Annotated in this window: 18 protein-coding genes; 15 read left to right on the forward strand and 3 right to left on the reverse strand. The window is 63.2% G+C overall.

What is annotated here, in order from left to right:
• The first annotated feature begins 57 nt into the window (after positions 1-57).
• From ABWK72_RS11725 to ABWK72_RS11740, 4 genes are all read left to right on the forward strand, one after another.
• A complete protein-coding gene (locus ABWK72_RS11725) occupies positions 58-945 on the forward strand; it encodes a sugar phosphate isomerase/epimerase family protein (protein WP_367874977.1) in 888 nt (295 codons plus the stop codon).
• Positions 946-1,002: 57 nt separating this feature from the next.
• A complete protein-coding gene (locus tag ABWK72_RS11730) occupies positions 1,003-2,127 on the forward strand; it encodes a Gfo/Idh/MocA family protein (RefSeq protein WP_367874978.1) in 1,125 nt (374 codons plus the stop codon).
• Between the two features lie 384 nt (positions 2,128-2,511).
• A complete protein-coding gene (locus ABWK72_RS11735) occupies positions 2,512-4,236 on the forward strand; it encodes a DEAD/DEAH box helicase (RefSeq protein ID WP_367874979.1) in 1,725 nt (574 codons plus the stop codon).
• The gene (locus ABWK72_RS11740) at positions 4,224-6,302 is read left to right on the forward strand and encodes a UvrD-helicase domain-containing protein (protein WP_367874980.1); all 2,079 of its coding nucleotides are present in this window, start codon (positions 4,224-4,226) and stop codon (positions 6,300-6,302) included. The genes ABWK72_RS11735 and ABWK72_RS11740 overlap by 13 nt, the downstream gene beginning before the upstream one ends.
• A 6-nt stretch (positions 6,303-6,308) precedes the next feature.
• Here the strand turns inward: ABWK72_RS11740 and ABWK72_RS11745 are convergent, their stop codons facing one another.
• A complete protein-coding gene (locus ABWK72_RS11745; RefSeq protein ID WP_367874981.1) occupies positions 6,309-7,064 on the reverse strand; it encodes a gamma-glutamyl-gamma-aminobutyrate hydrolase family protein in 756 nt (251 codons plus the stop codon).
• A gap of 55 nt (positions 7,065-7,119) precedes the next feature.
• Between ABWK72_RS11745 and ABWK72_RS11750 the strand changes: the two genes are divergently transcribed.
• The 3 genes from ABWK72_RS11750 (at position 7,120) to ABWK72_RS11760 (ending at position 10,255) form a co-directional block, all read left to right on the forward strand.
• Positions 7,120-7,470 carry a MotA/TolQ/ExbB proton channel family protein gene (locus ABWK72_RS11750; RefSeq protein WP_367874982.1) on the forward strand — a complete coding sequence of 117 codons (351 nt, stop codon included), beginning with the start codon at positions 7,120-7,122 and terminating at the stop codon, positions 7,468-7,470.
• A gap of 184 nt (positions 7,471-7,654) precedes the next feature.
• A complete protein-coding gene (locus ABWK72_RS11755; RefSeq protein WP_367875337.1) occupies positions 7,655-8,299 on the forward strand; it encodes a superoxide dismutase in 645 nt (214 codons plus the stop codon).
• A gap of 192 nt (positions 8,300-8,491) precedes the next feature.
• The gene (locus ABWK72_RS11760) at positions 8,492-10,255 is read left to right on the forward strand and encodes an ABC transporter ATP-binding protein/permease (RefSeq protein ID WP_367874983.1); all 1,764 of its coding nucleotides are present in this window, start codon (positions 8,492-8,494) and stop codon (positions 10,253-10,255) included.
• On the opposite strand, the gene ABWK72_RS11765 is transcribed toward ABWK72_RS11760, so the two are convergent.
• Entirely contained in the window at positions 10,252-10,791 is a 540-nt protein-coding gene (locus tag ABWK72_RS11765; protein WP_367874984.1) for a helix-turn-helix transcriptional regulator, read from the reverse strand. The two genes, ABWK72_RS11760 and ABWK72_RS11765, sit on opposite strands and share 4 nt — an antisense overlap.
• Before the next feature lie 203 nt (positions 10,792-10,994).
• Here ABWK72_RS11765 and ABWK72_RS11770 point away from each other — a divergent pair, with 203 nt between their 5' ends.
• The 7 genes from ABWK72_RS11770 to ABWK72_RS11800 all read left to right on the forward strand — a co-directional run bounded on the left by ABWK72_RS11770 (position 10,995) and on the right by ABWK72_RS11800 (position 17,174).
• A complete protein-coding gene (locus ABWK72_RS11770) occupies positions 10,995-12,047 on the forward strand; it encodes an ABC transporter substrate-binding protein (protein ID WP_367874985.1) in 1,053 nt (350 codons plus the stop codon).
• A complete protein-coding gene (locus ABWK72_RS11775; protein WP_367874986.1) occupies positions 12,044-12,796 on the forward strand; it encodes an ABC transporter permease in 753 nt (250 codons plus the stop codon). Before ABWK72_RS11770 ends, ABWK72_RS11775 begins: the two co-directional genes overlap by 4 nt.
• Positions 12,793-13,263, forward strand: coding sequence for a four helix bundle protein (locus ABWK72_RS11780; protein ID WP_367874987.1), 471 nt, complete (start codon positions 12,793-12,795; stop codon positions 13,261-13,263). Before ABWK72_RS11775 ends, ABWK72_RS11780 begins: the two co-directional genes overlap by 4 nt.
• Positions 13,264-13,330: 67 nt before the next feature.
• Positions 13,331-14,104, forward strand: a complete 774-nt coding sequence (locus ABWK72_RS11785) for an ABC transporter ATP-binding protein (RefSeq protein WP_367874988.1) — start codon at positions 13,331-13,333, stop codon at positions 14,102-14,104.
• 105 nt (positions 14,105-14,209) lie between these two features.
• The gene (locus ABWK72_RS11790) at positions 14,210-15,379 is read left to right on the forward strand and encodes an ABC transporter substrate-binding protein (RefSeq protein WP_367874989.1); all 1,170 of its coding nucleotides are present in this window, start codon (positions 14,210-14,212) and stop codon (positions 15,377-15,379) included.
• A 2-nt stretch (positions 15,380-15,381) separates the two neighbouring features.
• Entirely contained in the window at positions 15,382-16,389 is a 1,008-nt protein-coding gene (locus ABWK72_RS11795) for an ABC transporter permease (RefSeq protein WP_367874990.1), read from the forward strand.
• A complete protein-coding gene (locus ABWK72_RS11800; protein WP_367874991.1) occupies positions 16,383-17,174 on the forward strand; it encodes an ABC transporter ATP-binding protein in 792 nt (263 codons plus the stop codon). The genes ABWK72_RS11795 and ABWK72_RS11800 overlap by 7 nt, the downstream gene beginning before the upstream one ends.
• Positions 17,175-17,394: 220 nt before the next feature.
• Here ABWK72_RS11800 and ABWK72_RS11805 read toward each other — a convergent pair whose 3' ends face one another.
• Positions 17,395-17,862: a hypothetical protein gene (locus ABWK72_RS11805; protein WP_367874992.1), complete on the reverse strand. Its 468-nt coding sequence runs from the start codon at positions 17,860-17,862 to the stop codon at positions 17,395-17,397.
• A gap of 264 nt (positions 17,863-18,126) precedes the next feature.
• On the opposite strand from ABWK72_RS11805, the gene ABWK72_RS11810 reads away from it, so the two are divergent.
• Positions 18,127-18,573 (forward strand): pyridoxamine 5'-phosphate oxidase family protein, encoded by a 447-nt coding sequence (locus tag ABWK72_RS11810; protein WP_367874993.1) that lies wholly within the window; start codon positions 18,127-18,129, stop codon positions 18,571-18,573.
• Positions 18,574-18,664 lie beyond the last annotated feature (91 nt).

Here is an 18,664-nt window from a genome sequence, read left to right on the forward strand (position 1 = left end):
CCAGACCCCATTCATCATAGCCCCCCTGACGCCATTTCATTAGGCTCGCCGAAACTCATGAGCGTCACTTTTGGAGCTAGCACCTGGCTGTGGACTTCCCCCTTCTCTTCGGATCAAGCCGATCTCTTGCGCGGCATCGCCCGCCTTGGTTTCGATGCGGTGGAATTGCCGATCGAGGATCCGGACCTCGTTGATGCGCAACGAATCCTCCCCATCCTTGAGGAAACCGGCCTCACGCCCTACCTCTGCGGCGCCTTCGGCCCCGGTCGCGATCTCACCAGCCCCGATCCCGCCGTGCGCGCCCATACCCGCGCCTATCTCTCACGGCTGATGGACCTCGCCGAAGCCCTCGGTATCCCCTTCATCGCCGGCCCGATGTATGCTCAGGTCGGAAAAGCCCGCCAACTCCCGTCGGACGAGCGGCAGCGGGAATGGGATCTGGCCGCCAGGGAGTTGCGCACCGTCGCCACCGAGGCCGGCAACCGCGGGCTGAAGCTGGCGATCGAGGCGATCAACCGCTTCGAGAGCGATCTGGTCAACACCACCGCCGACACCCTCCGCCTGATCCGCGCCATCGGCCACCCGGCGGCAAAGGCCATGATCGACACCTTCCACATGACCCTCGAGGAGCACGATCTGGGAGCCGCCATCCGCCAGGCCGGTGACGATCTCATCCACGTCCAGGTCAGCGAGAATCACCGCGGCGTGACCGGCACCGGCCTCACCCCGTGGCAGGACTTCCACGAGGCCCTGCAGGACATCCGCTACTCCGGCGCGATCGTCATAGAATCCTTCACCCCGGATAACCGCGATCTGGCCGGGGCCGTCTGCATCTGGAGGCGCTTCGCCGCGACCCAGGACGAATTCGCCTCCCGCGGCCTTGCCTTCATGCGCGATCTGTTCGCCAAACCCGCCAATTTGGTCCCGCTCGCCGCTTCCGCTTGATCGCACCCGCACGATCCATCTAAGTCTGTTCTCCTATCCCTCCTCTTTCTCCAACCCATGAGTGACATCAACATCGCCATCGTCGGCCTCGGATTCGGTGCCGAGTTCATCCCGATCTATCAGCGCCTCAAGGGCGTGAACGCCTACGCCATCTGCCAGCGCACCCGGTCCAAGCTGGATGAAGTCGGCGATAAGTTCGGCATCGACAAACGCTACACCTCTTACGACGAGCTTCTCGCCGATCCCGACGTCCACGCGGTTCACATCAACTCGCCGATTCCCGACCACGCCGAGCAAGCGATCAAGGCGCTCAAGGCCGGCAAGCACGTCGCCTGCACTGTCCCGATGGCCACCAGCGTCGAGGACTGCAAGACGATCGTCGACTTGGTCAAGGAGACCGGCCTGAAGTACATGATGATGGAGACCGTGGTCTACGCCCGCGAGTTCCTCTTCATGAAGGAACTTTACGAGCAGGGCGAACTCGGCAAGGTCCAGTTCCTGCGCGCCACCCACCAGCAGGACATGGAAGGATGGCCCGGCTACTGGCCCGGCCTGCCGCCGATGTACTACGCCACCCACTGTGTCGGCCCGATCCTCGGCCTGATGGGTAGCCAAGCGGAATACGTCTCCTGCTTCGGCTCCGGCACCATCGCGGAAGACATGCACGCCTGCTACGGCTCGCCCTTCGCGATCGAGACCTGCCACATCAAATTCAAGGACAGCGATCTCTCCGCACAGGTCGTCCGCTCGCTCTTCGATGTCGCCCGCCAGTACCGCGAATCCTTTGAAGTTTACGGCACGAAGAAGTCGGTCGAGTGGCCGCTGATCGAGCACGACCCGCTCGTCATCCACACCGCCAAGAAGCCCGAGCCGGAGATCCCGGAGGAAGTCCAGTGCCCCGACTTCGCCCACTACCTTCCGGAAGAAATCCAGCTCTTCACCAAGGGCGGCGTCTACGGCGGCGAGAGCGGCGAGGACCACCTCTCCTTCACCCAGGGTGCCGGCCACGGCGGCAGCCATCCGCACCTCGTGCACCAGTTCGTGAAGATGCTCCAAACCGGCACCGACTCGTATCCGAATGCCGTCCAGAGCGCGAACATCACCTGCACCGGCATCCTCGCCCACGACTCCGCCCTCAAGGGCGGCGAGATCGTCAGGCTGCCCGAGTGGTCGCTGAGCTGAGATCGCCGATCTCAAATCTCAGATTCGGGATCTCAAATTTTAGATCTTAAATTTCTAATCCGATCTCAAGAAAGGCACTCCGCAAGGGGTGCCTTTTTCGGCTCTCGGTTGGATTCGCCCGACCTCTCCCTCAGCGGCGCAGGCATCTTAGCGCCGGAGGTGCGTCGGAAATTAGCCAATGGTGGAGTGCAACGAAACCACCGGCTTAAGTCCGGAAATGTATGGCTCTGATGGACCACGATGGGTCTCCCCGCGAAGGCGACTGCGCCGCAAAGGGGGGCATCGGTCAGCATCGGGAGCTTCCTCGAAGGGGCATCAGCAAACCTGACGGAGAGCCAATCTTTAACATTTAAAAAGCATCTCTCTCCCCCTATCATCCACTCCATGCTCTTCGCTCCTCCCGAAGCCGCCGCATGGCTCGATGCCCTGCGCGCTTCGACCTTGGCGGAGGCTACCGCCCAGAAGCGCCAAGCCGAGGAACAGTGGCGCAAACCTCTCACCGAGCGGCTCGCCAATGGCCGCGCCATCGGAAACCTCAGGATTCTCCGCCAGGAAAAACACAAGATCCTCTTCGAGTTGGTCTCGCCTGACGTCCACCCCTGTTTCCTACGCGAAGGTGATTTCGTCCGCCTCAGCCGAAACGATCCCTTCCTGCCCGCCGCCCGGTTGATCCTGGCCGGTGAAGACCACGAGGGCATCCACGCCCATATCTGGAATGGCGGCCCGACCCCCGGCGAAGCGGATCTCTGGACCCTCGATTCCGATCACATCGACCTCACCGACCGCTATCTCGATGCCCTCGATTCCCTGGCGCTCTCCCCGCGCCTGCTCGCGGTCCTGATGGGCGATGCGGAGGCGGAAACCGACCTCGATCTCGATTCCGAGTGTCGCGACGATCTCGAAGACGGCCCCTTCAATCCTTCCCAGGTCGATGCCGTCGCGAACTGCGTGGCAGCCCGCGATGCCTTTCTCGTCCAAGGCCCGCCCGGCACCGGCAAGACCCGCGTCCTCGCCGAAGTGGCGGATCGCCTCTTGGATCGCGTGGAAACCCTGTTGGTCACCGGCCCGACCCACCGCGCTATCAACCACGCCCTTTCCGCGATCCGCAAAGTCATCGGCGGCAAGGCCCGGGTCGTGAAAATCGGCTTCTCCCCGCCGGGAGCCACCGGTGATTTCGAGTCCTTCGAGAACTACGCCGAATCCGGCCTCGCGGAAAATCGGGAGCCACATGTCGTCGGAGCCACCCCCTTCGCCCTGTGGAGCAAGAACACCGGTCTCTACTCCGCGCGCTTCGATACCATCCTGTTAGATGAAGCCTCCCAGATCACCCCGGTCCAGGCCGCCATGTCGATGCTGCGGGGCGAGCGCTGGCTCTTCTTCGGCGATGACAAGCAGCTCGCGCCAGTCCTACTCACCGGGCACGATACACCGCTGCGCGCACGCTCGGTCTTCGGCCTGCTGAGGGACCGCGACATGGAGGTGATGCTCGAGGAAAGCTACCGTCTCAGCGACACCCTGGCCGAGTGGCCCTCCGCAACCTTCTACGGCGGGCGACTGAAGGGGAAACACGAGCGCCGTCTCCACCTCGGCGGGCCCGACCCCTCGCGGGAACTGCTGCCGGAGCCCTCTTTCGCCGTCCTGCGCGAGTCCTCGCCGGGCTGCAGCGTCAAGAATGAGGAGGAGGCGAGCCGCGTGCAGGAGCTGGTAGCCCGCCTCGTCGCGGGCGGCGTCCATGCGGAGGAAATCGGGGTCGTCACGCCTTTCCGCGCGCAGGCCGGCCACATCCGCCGCTTGCTCCGGCTCGCATTCCCCGAGGGTGGCTGGAGATCCGTCACCGTCGATACCGTCGAGCGCTTCCAAGGCCAGGAACGCGAGGTCATGATCGTGGCGATGACCGCTTCCGATCCCGTTTTCATCGACCGCCTCGCCGACTTCCTCTTCCAACCGGAGCGGCTGAACGTGGCCGTCACCCGCGCCCGCCTGAAGACCGTCATGCTGGTTCCCGAAGAGCTGGCGGTTCACGCCAATCGACTCGCCGATGGCGGCCACGAAGGAGCGATCATCTTTTGCTCACGGATCAAGGACACGACCGCACCATGGCCATCCTGATCCCGTCGAAACCAAGCGGCTCCGCCAGCCCTTCGGTCGTGCGCATGTTCCAGGCGCTGCGCCGGCTTCCCGACACCTTCACGGTCTGGTTCGCGATGGGCGCGGGATTGCCCCACTTCTTTGTCCTCTGGCGGGAGCGTCACGGCTTCCTGATCCAGGTCGCCGCCACCACCCAGCAACTGGCGGAGACCGCCCTGCAGCGCAGTTTCCTCGATGAATCGGAGGTCCTTTCGCCGGAGCAGCTCGGTGCTTCCGAGCGCGAGGTCATGGAGCGCTTCCTCGAATCCGCCCGCCAGTCGGAAGGCATCGAAGTCGCTCCCGGCCTGCCCCTGCGGCGGCTGGTGGTCTTCCCGAATGTCGAGCAATCGACCATCGACCAGATCGAACTACTACGCTCCTCGGAGGAAGAAACCTCCTTCCTCGGCATCAAGCAGATGGGCGAGGGCGACTTCACCCGCCGCCTCGAAGCGCTCGCCACCGCGCCCTTGGACTCGCCGCAGCTTTTCGCACTGCGGAAGGAGTTCACGCCGGAGGCAGTGATCCACGATTCCTGCCGCCCCGTACCTCTTGCCCTCCGCCATGGCGAAACGCCGGAGATCGCCGGTTTCCTCGACATCGACCAGGAATCGCTGGCCAAGCTCGACATGGAACTCAGTCCGGAAGCCCAACTCGTGGCCGGGGAGCGCAATGCCCGCCTCGTCACCGGCCTCGCGGGCTCCGGCAAGTCGCTGGTCCTCCTACACCGCGCGGTCCAACTCGCCCGCCTCCATCCCGGCTCGCGGCTGCTGGTCCTGACCCACAACCGCCCCATCAACGGCGAATTGCGACGGCGCTTCGAAGCGATGATGCCTGGCAACCGGAGCATCGAATGGCAGACCTTCTTCAGTTGGGCCATCCGCCACATCACCCCGCCGGCGAACAAGATCATCTCCAGTCCTCAAACCGAGCGCATGCTCGAGCAGATGAAAGGCAGCATTTCCGGCCTGGATCGCTTCACCCCGGCCTTCCTCACCGAGGAGATCAACTACCTGCGCGATCTGGGAGTGCGCTCTGAAGCGGAGTATCTTGCGCTCGACCGCAGCGGTCGCTCCGCAGGCCTGACCGGCGATAAGCGCAGCGCCATCTGGCGGCTGTTAGAGTCCTACCGCGCTGAACTCGCCTTGCGCCGCGACTCGGACTGGCATGAATGCGCTCTCGATTTCCAACAGGTCGCCATCGAGCGCCCGGAGCGCATCCGCCCGCACTACGACTTCGTCTTCATCGATGAAGCGCAGTTCTTCGCGAAGGCGTGGTTTACTCCCGTGCTGGCAGCCTTGAACCCCGGCGGCCAGCTCTTCCTCAGCGCCGATCCCACCCAAGGCTTCCTCAAGCGCCGCCAGTCCTGGCTCGCCGCCGGCATCGACGTCCGCGGCCGCTCCACCCGCCTGACCAAGCCCTACCGCAGCACCCGCCGCATCCTCGCCTTCGCCACCGCGCTCTATCAACTTCACCAGCCGCACGACGGCGACGACTCTGGCAGCGGAACCGATCTCGCCGACCGGGCCCTGCTGGATGCCATCGACGAAACCGGAACTTGGCCCGAGATCATCCGCGCCGCCAGTCCGGCCCAGGAAATCCACCGGGCCGTCGAGCAAGTGGTGCGGATTCGGCAAGAACGTCCGGATCTCGGCGGCCGCGTGGTGCTGCTCCACACCGACTACCGGTCCTTCGAGGACCTCAAGCGGGTGCTGGAAGCCAAACTCAGCGCCGGCACCGTCCGCGACGCCAAGGATCTGACACCCGGCGACTACCGCCACTTCTGCACCGTCAGCACCCTGAACGCCGCCACCGGTCTGGAAGCCGCCGTGGTACTGGTGCTTGGGCTCGACTCCTTGATCGAACAGGAAGGCGACCCCCGCTTGGATCAGGATGCGCTTTACGAAATGCGCACCGATCACGCCAAGATGTTCTACGTCGCCTGCACCCGCGCCGCGCGACGCCTGATCCTCTTCACGCGCTCCGATGCTTTGGAAAGCCTATTGAAGCAGGCCCTGAAGGATGCCGCCTCAGTCGATAGCGCCGTTTGATCGAAGTCAGCCCTGATACCGCCGGCACGCATCTCCGAATGCCCCGAAGATCTTCACCGATACCGGATTCTCCGCGGCCAGCCATTCCGGGTGCCACTGCACCGCCAGATTGAAGCCCTTGCCGGCCGGGTCGGTGAACGCTTCCACCAGCCCGTCCGGAGCCAGCGCTTCCGCCCGCAGGCCCTCGCCCAGCCGCTTGACGCCTTGGCCGTGGACGGAATTCACCATGATGCTCGGCGCCCCTAACAGCGAATCCAGCAAGCCGCCGCTCACGATCGCCACCGTGTGCGCCGGGCCGTAGCGGCTGGAAAGAACCTCCGCTACCGTCGGCTGATGATCAGCCATGCCCGGCACCTCGTGCACCGCCTGATGCAGGCTGCCGCCGAGTGCGACATTCATCTCCTGCGATCCGCGGCAGATCCCGAGGATCGGGACACCGCGGGCGATCGCACGCCGGATCATCGGCAGGCTCCAGGCATCGCGCCCGGCATCCTGCGGCAGCGATTCATCCAGCACCGCCTCGCCGTAATGCGAGGCGTGGACATTCGAGGGCGAGCCGGTCAGCAACACCCCGTCCGCCAGATCGAGCAGCGCGTCCACCTCATCGGCCCCCGCGCCCGGCACCAGCAGCGGCTGGCAACCGGCCAGGCGCAGCGCATCCAGATAGGGGCGGCGCGTGATATAGGCGGCATGGCCATCGACATTCGTCAGGCACGCGGCCACCAGCACCACCGGGCGGGATCGGGAAGCGGATGAGTTCATGGGTGCAGATCGTGGAAGCTTGAAAAGGCACAGGGCTCTTGACCAAGGTGAGCCCATGGAAGCACCGCCCCTGAAGGAAGGCAACCGATGGCTCGTCGCAGGAATCGTGGCGGCAATCCTGACCGTGTTGGCTCCGGTCGTCGGCCTGCTCGGGAGTGTGATGTCGCAGAAGAACGACTTCGGCACCTTGGGACAAGATGGCCTGTCGTCCGGCGTGGGCGATCTAGCCGGCCAAATTGGTGAGACTCTCGTGGCGACCGTGGCTGGCCTGATCGTCTCGCTGCTGCTGGGGCTGCCGGTGGCGATCATCTGCTTGGTGAAGCACTCGCGCGCCCGCAAACGGTTGAAGGAAGTGCAGGCTGCGGCGGGTGCCGTGGCCGCGAGGAATGCGGAGTTAGGGGCTTGATAGGAGATTTTTCCGCCGCCGCCCCACCCCCGCAGCTGGGCGGCCGATCCTTTCACCGTCTTTCCATTTGTCCCCCGCCCGCACCTGCCTATCGTCGGGGACCATGAATCCCTCGAATTTTGACCGCCGTTCCTTCGTGAAGCTCTCCGTCGCAGCCGGTGCCGCCGTCGCGGCCCCCGCTGCCATGGCCCAGGATGCCGCCTTCACCCTGCCCAAGCTGCCCTACGCCTTCGACGCGCTGGAGCCGCACATCGATGCGAAGACCATGGAGATCCACCACGGCAAGCACCACGCGGCCTACATCAAGAACCTCAACGACGCGATCGCCGCCAACGACTTCCTGAAAGGCAAGACCGACAAGGCGATCGTCGGCGACTTGGCCGCGATCAAGGACGAGGCGCTGCGCACTACCCTGCGCAACAACGGCGGCGGCCACTGGAACCACAGCTTCTTCTGGGAGATCCTGACCCCCGCCGCCAAGAGCGGTGAACCGGGCGACGACCTCGCCGCCGCTATCAAGTCCGCCTTCGGCTCCGTGGACGGGCTGAAGAAGGCTTTCAACGAAGCCGCCACCAAGCGCTTCGGCTCCGGCTGGGCCTGGCTGATCGTGCAGGACAAGAAGCTCAAGGTCGTCAGCACGGCCAATCAGGACAATCCGCTGATGAAGGAGATCGTCCCCGATTCCGACTACGGCACACCGGTCCTGGGCTTGGACGTCTGGGAGCACGCCTACTACCTGCACTACCAGAACAAGCGCCCCGACTACATCGCGGCCTTCTGGAACGTGGTGAACTGGAGCGAGGTCGCCAAGCGCTTCAAGACGGCCTAAAACCCGTATCCCGGAACGGCACGGGGGTGGTGCCCCGAACGGCACACCACCCGTAGCCCCGAACGGCACGCAAAGGTTATCCCTCTAAGGTAACCCCTTTAAGGAATCCTCAGGTGTTCCCGGAATTTTGTTAGACCGGGACGTGAAAATCGCTGGCGCTCAGCAGATTCCGGGCTGACGGGTGCGGGACTGATGGACGAAGCTCCCAAGTTCACGCGCCACGTCTGGGCCCAGCTATGGCGCTTGGTCCGGCCTTACTTCTTCGGCCGGACCTGGGGCAAGGCCTGGATCCAGCTCGGCGTCCTGATCACGCTCATGGTCGCCTCCACCGGGGTGAGCGTGATCGGGGCGGGCTACGTTATGCGCTACATGATGACGGCGCTTGAGCGGCGCTACGCCGAGGGCTTTCACCATTGGCTCTGGATCTACCTCGGGATCATGGCGGCCGGGATCCCGCTGGCGGCTTTCTACAGTTACATGGAGGCACGGATGGCGCTGAACTGGCGCGATTTCCTGGCCCGCACCTTCACGCTGCGCTACTTCTACAACCGCGCCTACTACCGGCTCCAATCCAACGAGGAGATCGACAATCCGGACCAGCGGATCTCGGAAGACGCGCGCAACTTCACCACCACGGCGCTGTCCTTCGCCCTGCTGGTTCTCCAGTCCACGATCCAGATGCTCGGCCTGGCGGGAGTGCTGTGGTCGATCTCCCACACGCTGATGTTCGTGCTGATCGGGTATGCGGTCTTTGGCACACTGGTCGCCTTCCTGATCGGGAAACGGCTGATCGGCCTGAACTACCTGCAGTATGAGCGGGAGGCGGACTTCCGCTACGGCCTGGTGCGGGTGCGGGACAACGCCGAGTCGATCGCGTTTTATCGCGGCGAGCGGCGGGAACTGCGCGACCTGCGGGCCCGGCTAGGCGGGGTGGTAGGGAACATGGTGGTGCTGATCCGCTGGAACCGGAACCTGGCCTTCTTCACCACCGGCTACAACTCGCTGGCGCTGATCCTGCCACTGATCATCGTCGCGCCGCTGTTCCTCGCCGGCCAGGTGGAGTTTGGCGCGATCGCGCAGGCGACCGGGGCCTTCGCCACCTTCCTAGCGGCGGTCTCGGTGGTCATCACCCAGTTCGAGCGGTTGAGCCAGTTCGCTGCGGGAGTCACCCGTCTTGGGTCGCTGTGGGAGTTCCTGGACGAGCGGGATGCGGAGGACGACCTGGAGGCCGAGACCTCGGATCAGATCGAAATCAGCGAGGACGAGCGCACGATCATCCTCGAGGACCTGACGGTGAGCACCCCCGGCGGAGGGCGCGAACTCATCCGCGGCTTGAGCTTCAAACTTCCGCCCGGGAAGAGCATGCTGATCATGGGCGAGAGCGGTTCGGGCAAGAGTTCGCTGCTGCGGACCATCGCGGGGCTATGGACTTCGGGAGCCGGGAAGATCGGCCGCCCGCCGTATCGGAACATGATGTTCCTGCCGCAGCGGCCCTACATGGTGCCCGGCAGCCTGCGCGCGCAGCTCGAGTATCCCGGCTCGGGGCGGAACAGCGAGGACGAGTCGATGCAGGAAGTGCTGGAGACGGTCAATCTCCCGGAGCTTGCGGCCCGGGTGGACGGCGACTTCGACCGCGAGGCGGATTGGGCGAACATGCTCTCGCTCGGCGAGCAGCAGCGCCTCTCCTTCGCCCGCCTTCTTTTCAAGAGGCCCGCCGTCGCCTTCCTCGACGAATCGACCAGCGCGCTCGACGAGCCGAATGAGGAGCGGATGTATCACTACCTGCGGAAGCACCGCTACACCTACGTCAGCGTCGGGCACCGCTCGACGCTCTTGAAGCACCACGACTGGCTGCTGCGGATCGCCAAGGACGGGAACTGGGAGCTGCTGGAGACGAAGGATCTGGAAAAGGCGGCGGCAGGGGCGAAGGCAGGCGGGGATAGGAGCGTCCCTTAATCCACGAAGGCATTTCCTTCCTTTTTGCGCGCAGCAGGACGTTTAGGAGTTCGTGCGGAGGGGGCAGGATCGACCCCCGCGGGGTCCCAGTGGCCGGACACGTAGGAAAGCTCCGGCGGGACTTCGCCGATGGTCCTGACAAAGGCCAGGCCGGGGGGCGGCAGATTGCCGGAAGTTTTCGGGAGAGCGATGATCCGCGGGCGGCTCCTCCAGAGGCTGGGGAGCAGGCCCTTTTCCTCCAGGAAGGCCTTGGTGAAATGACTCACACTGCCGTAACCCACCGCGCGGGCGACATCGCCGACTTTCCCGGTTCCGCTGGCCAGCAACTTGGCCGCGTGATGAATGCGGATTTCCCGTTGCTTGAGGCGGATGGTCTTGCCGGAGCGCTCATGATAGAGGCGGCAGAGGAGAAAGCGAGTAATCCCGATCTCCTGCGCCAAAGCCGGAAGGTCGACGGGCTGCCGATAATTCTTTTTCAACCACCGGTCCACGGTGGTGGTCAGAAGCTCATGTTGATCTTTCGAAAGACGAGGCATCACTGGTAGAAAACGCGGGCGAGGCTGGGATACCACCCGGGGGGCCCAAGGAAAAGTGCAATTGACCGTCACGGCTAGCGCCACAAAGAATTTGCAGCCTTGGCCGCTGCACTGCTTTCTTTTTTCAACCCCGCTACCGCGTCACCAAGCGGGGCTGGATGCTAGAATCCGTCCATCCTCCTATGACCCTGCGCAGGACACTCTTGCTGACTTCCATTGTGTGGGTAGGTGCCATTTCGGCGGCGCACTACAAGATGAACATGGAGAGCGTCTCCAAGTGGTTCGTGAAGCCTGCGGACCGCAAGCTGCGGATCGGCTTTCTACCGGTGACCTGCCACCTGACCTGCCCGGTTACGAACTTTATCAACCAGAACATGGAGGGTGACGGGATGTTCGAGCCGCTGAAATTCAGCGGCTGGCCAGAACTGAAGGAATCCTTCCTCTCCGGCCACACCCGCGCCACCTTTATCCTCGCACCGATGGCGATCGCGCTGCGCGAGCAGGGGGTTCCGCTCAAGATCGTTTACCTCGGCCACCGCGATGGCACCGCGCTCATGGTGCAGAAAGACTCCGACATCCGCAGCATCGCCGACCTGCGCGGGAAGACCGTGGCGGTGCCAAACCGCTACTCTAACCAACGCCTGCTGATTTTCCGCGCGCTGAACAATGCGGGGATGTCGATCAGCGACATCAAACTGATCGAGATGCCGCCGCCCGACATGCCGACGGCACTGGCGACCAAATCCGTGGATGCGGTCACCAGCGGTGAGCCCTTCATGGGCCAGTGCGAGCTCGATGGCTACGGCCGTGTGCTCTACCTGACCAAGGACATCTGGCCGAACTTCATTTCCTGCGTGCTGGCCGTGCATGAGGACGAGATCCGCGACAATCCGGAGCGCGTCCAGAAGCTGGTCAACGGCATCGCCGATAGCGGGATGTGGCTGGAAGACGGGATGGATAACCGCATGGCTGCGGCGCAGTTCGTCTCGAAGAAGTATTATAACCAGAACCCGCGCCTGCTGGAATTCGTGCTGAGCAAGCCGCCGGACCGGGTGAAATACAACAATCTGGCGCTGCAGAAGGACAACTTCGAAGAGATCGCGGAGCTGGGTAAGCAGTCCGGGATCTTGAAGGGCACGGTGCGCTTCGAGGAATACGTCGACACGCGCTTCGGGGAAGCGGCGGAGAAGACCAAGAAGGCCTACCGCTATGAAGCGGCGCAGGCGCTGAAAGACTTAGAGTCAGGCGGCAAATGAAGAATTTTTACCTTCCGCTCATCGTTGTAGCGCTGTTTCTCGGTTTTTGGCACGTCTTGGTGAAAGCGACGGGAAGCGATCTCTTTCCCACCCCATGGCAAGTCGCGCTTGGCTTGGGTGAACTCTCGACGAGTGGCGTGCTCATCAAATACATCGTCGCCTCGCTGTTCCGGGTGACCTGGGGCTTCTTCCTGGCGATCCTGGTCGGCGTGCCGCTGGGTCTGCTCTTAGGTTGGTTCCGTCCCGCGTTCATCGCCCTGAACCCGATGATTCAGTTCTTCCGCCCGATCTCGCCGATCGCGTGGATCCCGGTGGCCATCCTCTGGTTCGGCGTGACCGATGCCGGCCCGGTCTTCCTGATTTTCCTGGCGAGTGTTTTCCCGATTACCGTCTCCTCGATGGCGGCCGTGCAGAACATGCAACCGGTTTACGTCCGCGCCGCGCGCAACTTCGGCCTGAGCAATGCCCAGCTCTTCGGCAAGGTCATCTTCCCGGCATGCCTGCCGCAGATCATCACCGGCCTGCGGATCGCGCTCGGAATCGCATGGCTCGTGGTCGTGGCAGCCGAGATGCTCGCGGTGACCTCAGGCTTGGGCTACCTCATTATCGATGCCCGGAATGCTGGAAAGCGCTACGACCTTGTTGTCGCCGGAATGGTCATGATTGGCGTGATCGGCGTTTGTCTGGATGTGGCGGTGAGACGATTGGAAAAATTCGATGAAGTGAGGTGGGGGTACGCGAACAAATGAAAGGCGGGGATACGAGCGAGCCGCAAGCGGCGGCCGGAGAATCGGAAGGCATCAATACGAACGCCCAACGCCCAACGCCGAACGCCCAATGCCGAATGGAAGAGGGGCCGGGGAAGATCTATGATCTGGAGGAACGTCTTTTGGCATTTGCGGCTTCGATCATTCGGTTGGTCGAAAGCTTGCCGAGTTCGCGGGCTGCCAATCATGTGGCGGGGCAGCTACTGAGATCTGGTACTTCCCCGCTTGCCAATCATGGTGAGGCAGAGGCCGCTGAATCGCCGGCGGATTTCATTCACAAGCTGCGGATCAGTCTCAAAGAGCTGCGCGAAACCTATCGCTGGTTGAGACTTGCCCAGTTGGTCCCCTTGGCAGATTCAAAGGTTCTCGAGCCGATTCTCAGAGAAACCGACGAGCTGATTCGCATCTTCGTCGCCAGCGTCCGAACCGTGAGCCAACGCCGAAAGTGAGACCTTTCTCATTCAACATTGGGCGTTCGGTGTTGGGCGTTCGGCGTTCGCCTTTTTGTATTTCCCTATGAGCGACTCCCAACCCGCGATCGAGGTCAAAGACCTGTGGATGACTTTCCCCGGCAAGCGGAAGGGCGAACAGGTCCATGTCTTGGAGAATGTGAGCCTAACGGTGAAACGCGGGGAGTTCGTGTGCATCGTCGGGCCTTCCGGCTGTGGCAAGTCCACGCTGCTGAACATTATTGGAGGTTTCCTCCAGCAAAGCTCGGGCAAGGTCCTGGTCGAGGGTCAACCGGTCATCGGTCCCAACCCGAAGCGCATTTTCGTGTTCCAGGAGAACGGAGTGTTCCCGTGGCTGAACGTGGAGGACAACGTCGGCTTCGGTTTGTTAGAGCGGCCGGAAGAGGAGCGGCGGGAGACGGTGAGCCGGTACATCGACATGGTCGGGCTGACGGGGTTCGACAAATCGTATCCTCGCGAACTGTCCGGCGGGATGCGGCAGCGGGTGGAGATTGCCCGCGCGCTCGCCGCTTCACCGGACATCATCTACATGGATGAGCCGTTCGGGGCGCTCGACTTCATCACGCGGATGAAGATGCGCGCCGACCTGGTGCGGATCTGGCAGGAGGAGAAGAAGACAATCCTCTTCGTGACCCACGATATTGAGGAAGCGGTGCAGCTGGCCGATACGGTGCTGGTGATGAGCAAGCGGCCGGCGACGGTGCAGTTCAGCGAGCGCATCGAGATTCCACGGCCTCGCGATCTGGATTCACGCGGATATCTGGAAGCACGCGACCGCATCTTCCGCGAGATGGGGATGAGCTTGAAGGTGGGCGGATAGGACGAAGCATCCTCGGGCCGCTAAAGTCGATAGTGCAATTCACCGCCACGTTTGGCGCTACAAAGAAATTGCTAAAAACCCGGTCGGCTTGGATCATGTCCCGACATGAGGAACATCCCCTCGCTTTTGCGATTCCTGGGCGCTGCCGCCGTGGGCACCTTGCTGCTGGCTGGTTGCAAGCAGAAGAGCATCCAAGCGGAAAAGACCGCCGACGGGTTGACCAAGATCAAGGTCGGCTACATCGGCCTGACCTGCGAGGCCCCGCTCTACATCGCTCACGAGAAGGGCTTCTTCAAGGAGCAGGGCTTGGAGGTGGAGATGGTCAAGTGCGAGTGGGGGCAGTTCAAGGATCTGGTCGGTCTCGGCACCATCCACGTGGTGCACCAGCCGATCATGGCCTTCCTCAAGCCGATCGAGGAGGGGCTGGATGTGAAGCTCACCGCCGGCATCCACCGCGGCTGCCTGCGCATTCAAGCTCCGCTGGGCGGCAATCTCAAAACCGTGCAGGATCTCAAGGGCAAGCGGATCGGCGTGCCCGGGATGGGAACACCGCCCTTCATCTTCGCGAACCGCGTGCTGGGTGACAACGGGATCGATCCCCGCAATGACATCCAGTGGAAGGTTTTCCCCTCCTCCGAGCTTGGCTTGGCCCTTGAGAAGGGTGAAGTGGACGCCATCGCGAACTCCGAGCCGATCGGCCTGCTGCTGCTGGCCGACAAGAAGGTCCAGAACATCTCCGACCAAACCCTCGATGAGCCTTATGCTTCGGAGTACTGCTGCGGCGTGATCGTCAACGGCAAGTATGCAGACGTGAATCCTGATGCGACGGCGGCAGTGACCAAGGCGATCATGAAGGGTGCCAAGTGGGTCGAGACGAATCCCCGTGCAGCCGCCATCCTTTCGGTCGAGAAGAAGTACATCCTTTCCAACCCGGAGCTGAATGCCGAGGCGCTCGGCCGCCTGCGCTACATCCCGAGCATCGCCGGTGGCAAGGATGCGATCCGCGGTGCCGCTGAAGGCATGATCCGTGCCGGCATCCTCAAGCCGAACATGGACATCGACCAGTCGATCCAGAAGATCTACCGCGAGTATCCCGGCGTGAACGACGAGTGGCTCAAGGGCCAGGAAATCGAGCACGTCGCGATGGGCCAGATCCAGAACAACCAATGGGAGCTCATCCAACAGGAGCTCGCCACGATCGGTCGGCCGACGGAAATCAAGACCTGCTGCTCCGCGAGCGGCAAGGCAGCAGTGGCAGCCGTGAGCACTCCTTGAAAATGGCCTCGCCCCTTCCTGTCGCCGCCGCCAGTTCCGAACCGACCGCCACCCTACCCGCCCTTCGCAAGGGCTGGCTGGCGAAGCTCGGTTTCCCCTTGGCCGTGGCCGTCGCCTACGGCATCCACGCCGTGCTTTCCCGCGAGGAGCCGGCGCTGGAAACGCGCAGTTACTCGATCTTCCTGGCCGGACTGGGCGGACTCGGCCTGCTGGCTGCGGTCTTGCAGTTCTTCATCGGCAGCTTCCGCCGCTGGATGCAGGAGATGTGGCCGATCCTCGCAGCCGGCCTTCTCCTGTTCGCCGGGCTGGAGGTCGTCACCACCGGCCTGCGGCTGCTGCCCCTGCCCTACTTTCCCAGCCCGCCGAAGATCCTGCAGAGCGCGATCGACGACCGCGTGCTGATCTGGGAGAGCACCTACCACTCGCTATTCCTGCTGGCCCGCGGCTACCTGCTGGGTGTGCTGGCCGGGCTCGTTACGGGCGTCTGCATCGGCTGGTTCAGTGCGGCCCGCTACTGGGGCATGCCGGTGATGAAGATCGTGGGCCCGATCCCCGCCACCGCGTGGATTCCCCTGGCCCTGATCGTCTCGCCCTCGGCCACGCTTTCGGCGATCGGCCTCATCGCGATCGCGGTGTGGTTCCCGGTGACGATGCTGACCGCCTCGGGCATCGCGAACACCCGCGCCTCCTATCTGGATGTGGCGAAGACTCTTGGAGCGAAGCCTTCCTACCTGATCTTCCGGGTGGCGATCCCGGCGGCGATGCCGAACATTTTCCTGGGTCTCTTCATGGGCCTGGGTGCCGCCTTCCTGACCCTGGTGGTGGCGGAAACGGTCGGCGTGAAATCCGGTCTCGGCTGGTATCTCGGCTGGTCGCGGGAATGGGCCGAATATGGCAAGGTCTTCGCCGCGCTGGGGATCATGGCGATCTTCTTCTCGACGATCATGACCGGGCTCTTCGCCCTGCGCGACCGGGTGCTGGTGTGGCAGAAAGGAACGATCAAATGGTAAGCAGCAGTCCCGATCAACTGGCCGAGGGTGCCGCGCTGCGCGTCAATGGCGTGAGCAAGCGCTTCATCTCCCCGGACCGCACCGAATTCACGGCGCTGGCCTCCGTTTCGCTATCGGTGAAGGCGGGCCAGCTGATCTCCCTGGTGGGTCCCAGCGGCTGCGGCAAGTCAACCCTGCTGCGGATGATCGCGGGTCTTGAAACTCCGGACAGCGGCGAGTTGCTGGTGGGCACGGAGAAGATCACGAAGCCCTGCGCGAGCCGCGGCCTGGTCTTCCAGGATCCGAATCTCTTCCCCTGGCTGACCGTGCGGAAGAATATCCAGGCCGGCCCGCTCGCCCGCGGGGTGCTGGGCGAGAGCCGCAAGGAGGTGGAGGAATTCCTCCATCTCGTGGGACTGGAGAACTTCGCGGATGCCTTTCCGCACCACCTCTCCGGCGGCATGGCGCAACGGGTCGCCCTCGCCCGCGCGCTGATCAATCATCCGCAGATCCTGCTGCTCGACGAACCGCTCGGCGCGCTCGATGCCTTCACCCGCATGCGGATGCAGGATGAGGTGCTGCGTCTGTGGAGGGCCCGCGGCACGACGATGCTGTTCGTAACCCACGACATCGACGAGGCGATCTACATGAGCGACTCGATCGTGATCATGACGCCGTGTCCGGGGAAGATCGAAGAGATCATTCCGGTGGAGCTGGAGCGGCCGCGGGACAGGAGTTCGGAAGGGTTTTTGGCGCTGCGCGGGCGGATCTTGAAGATGCTGCACTTTGCGAAGGACGAGCATTGAATCGGGGCCGTGCCCGGGAAGGTGGAGAGTGGCTTTACCGGTCCTTCACGGCAGCAAGCTGCCTGCCGAAGGCTGCGGCGAGCCGCAGCAGTCCAAGGCCGCTGCGCGGCTCGGAGGCTCCAGGTTAGTGATGGCTTCCTAGGTGGCTTCGTCCGCCTGAAGGCGGGACTACTTACCCTTGGGGGCGGGCTGTTAGGGACCGTGCCTGGGGCTTGGCCGGTCAGTTGCCGCCAGCCTTCTTCTTGAAGAAATCGAGGACCTTGGAGAAGCTGACCTTCTCGTCCTTTTTGTCCGGGGACGCCACGACGAAGACGATGCGCGAGGTCTTGCTGTCGGCGACGACGTTCGCGAGGTACATGCCGGGGGCGAGCTTCTTCTTGTCCATGGTGGCGTCGAGTTTCACCTCCTTCACGTTCTGGGCGAAGATGATGGCGGCGGGTTGGGCTTCCTCGACGCTGCCGTCTTCCTTGCAGGGGAAGGCGTTGATGATGAGCATCGGCACTTCCTTTTCCAAGGAGAGGACGGCGTCGGGCGCGACGGGCTTGGAGACTTCGGCGAAGATCTGGTTACCTTCCTTCATCTCGGCCTTGGTGCCGCCGATGGTGACATCGAAGGGATAGAGGTCGGGACGGTCCGCGGCGGCGAGGGGGGACAGCAGGGAGAAGATGAGGGCGAGGGTTTTAATCATGATGGGTAGTTGAGCAGGCGCGGAGAGGCGGGGCAAGGCGGCACGTTGCACGGTAAATGCAGTAGGATTTTCAACCGCGAATGGACGCGAATTATGAAGAATCGGGAGGGATCGCCGGAAGAGCGGGCACTCCTTTCGCGGTGGCGCTCCCCGAGACGGTTTTTTATTCGCGTCCATTCGCGTCCATTCGCGGTTTTGATTTCTTGGTAGGTAAGCCTTGGAAAGCGTTTGGCAGCTGGGAAGGAGATGGCGCATGTTTGGAGCATGGCCCAACCCAAGCCCGAACCGGTCGATCCCGCGCAGCTTCCGGAGCTGGCGATGGCCACGATGAAGTCGGCGAAGTTCCCGATGCTGGCGAGCGACGATGCGGGGCAGCCGCGCTTGAGGCCGGTATCACCGGTGAAGGTGGAGGGCTTCACGGTGTGGGTGGCGAATTTACGGCAATATCACAAGACCGGGGAGATCGCGGCGAACCCGAAGGTGGAGCTTTGCTACCTGGATGGGGATCACCACCAGGTGCGGATCACGGGAGTGGCGGTGGTGGAGGAGGATGCGGGGTTGTTGGCGGCGATCTGGGAGAAGAATCCGTTGCTGAGGTCGTATCTGGGGACGCCGGATAATCCGGAGCTGGTGGTGTACCGGATTGAGCCGGTGAGGGTGAGGTTTATGCGCGAGTGGGCGCTGGAGTATCACGAGGTGCCGGTGGGGTAGCGGGGCGGCGGCTTGTGGAGTGCGGCGGCATGCCCTGAGCGTTACCCACATCACGTCCCGTCTCACGCGCTAGCGCCCGGGACCGCGGAGG

Origin of the sequence: Luteolibacter sp. Populi (assembly GCF_040801775.1) — a bacterium.
Classification (GTDB): domain Bacteria; phylum Verrucomicrobiota; class Verrucomicrobiia; order Verrucomicrobiales; family Akkermansiaceae; genus Haloferula.

Excerpts from the sequence above, each read along its gene's own strand:
- ABWK72_RS11725 (WP_367874977.1), top strand. The coding sequence starts at position 58 with ATGAGCGTCACTTTTGGAGCTAGCACCTGGCTGTGGACTTCCCCCTTC.
- ABWK72_RS11730 (WP_367874978.1), top strand. The coding sequence starts at position 1,003 with ATGAGTGACATCAACATCGCCATCGTCGGCCTCGGATTCGGTGCCGAG.
- ABWK72_RS11735 (WP_367874979.1), top strand. The coding sequence starts at position 2,512 with ATGCTCTTCGCTCCTCCCGAAGCCGCCGCATGGCTCGATGCCCTGCGC.
- ABWK72_RS11740 (WP_367874980.1), top strand. The coding sequence starts at position 4,224 with ATGGCCATCCTGATCCCGTCGAAACCAAGCGGCTCCGCCAGCCCTTCG.
- ABWK72_RS11745 (WP_367874981.1), bottom strand. The coding sequence starts at position 7,064 with ATGAACTCATCCGCTTCCCGATCCCGCCCGGTGGTGCTGGTGGCCGCG.
- ABWK72_RS11750 (WP_367874982.1), top strand. The coding sequence starts at position 7,120 with ATGGAAGCACCGCCCCTGAAGGAAGGCAACCGATGGCTCGTCGCAGGA.
- ABWK72_RS11755 (WP_367875337.1), top strand. The coding sequence starts at position 7,655 with ATGGCCCAGGATGCCGCCTTCACCCTGCCCAAGCTGCCCTACGCCTTC.
- ABWK72_RS11760 (WP_367874983.1), top strand. The coding sequence starts at position 8,492 with ATGGACGAAGCTCCCAAGTTCACGCGCCACGTCTGGGCCCAGCTATGG.
- ABWK72_RS11765 (WP_367874984.1), bottom strand. The coding sequence starts at position 10,791 with ATGCCTCGTCTTTCGAAAGATCAACATGAGCTTCTGACCACCACCGTG.
- ABWK72_RS11775 (WP_367874986.1), top strand. The coding sequence starts at position 12,044 with ATGAAGAATTTTTACCTTCCGCTCATCGTTGTAGCGCTGTTTCTCGGT.
- ABWK72_RS11780 (WP_367874987.1), top strand. The coding sequence starts at position 12,793 with ATGAAAGGCGGGGATACGAGCGAGCCGCAAGCGGCGGCCGGAGAATCG.
- ABWK72_RS11785 (WP_367874988.1), top strand. The coding sequence starts at position 13,331 with ATGAGCGACTCCCAACCCGCGATCGAGGTCAAAGACCTGTGGATGACT.
- ABWK72_RS11790 (WP_367874989.1), top strand. The coding sequence starts at position 14,210 with ATGAGGAACATCCCCTCGCTTTTGCGATTCCTGGGCGCTGCCGCCGTG.
- ABWK72_RS11795 (WP_367874990.1), top strand. The coding sequence starts at position 15,382 with ATGGCCTCGCCCCTTCCTGTCGCCGCCGCCAGTTCCGAACCGACCGCC.
- ABWK72_RS11800 (WP_367874991.1), top strand. The coding sequence starts at position 16,383 with ATGGTAAGCAGCAGTCCCGATCAACTGGCCGAGGGTGCCGCGCTGCGC.
- ABWK72_RS11805 (WP_367874992.1), bottom strand. The coding sequence starts at position 17,862 with ATGATTAAAACCCTCGCCCTCATCTTCTCCCTGCTGTCCCCCCTCGCC.
- ABWK72_RS11810 (WP_367874993.1), top strand. The coding sequence starts at position 18,127 with ATGGCCCAACCCAAGCCCGAACCGGTCGATCCCGCGCAGCTTCCGGAG.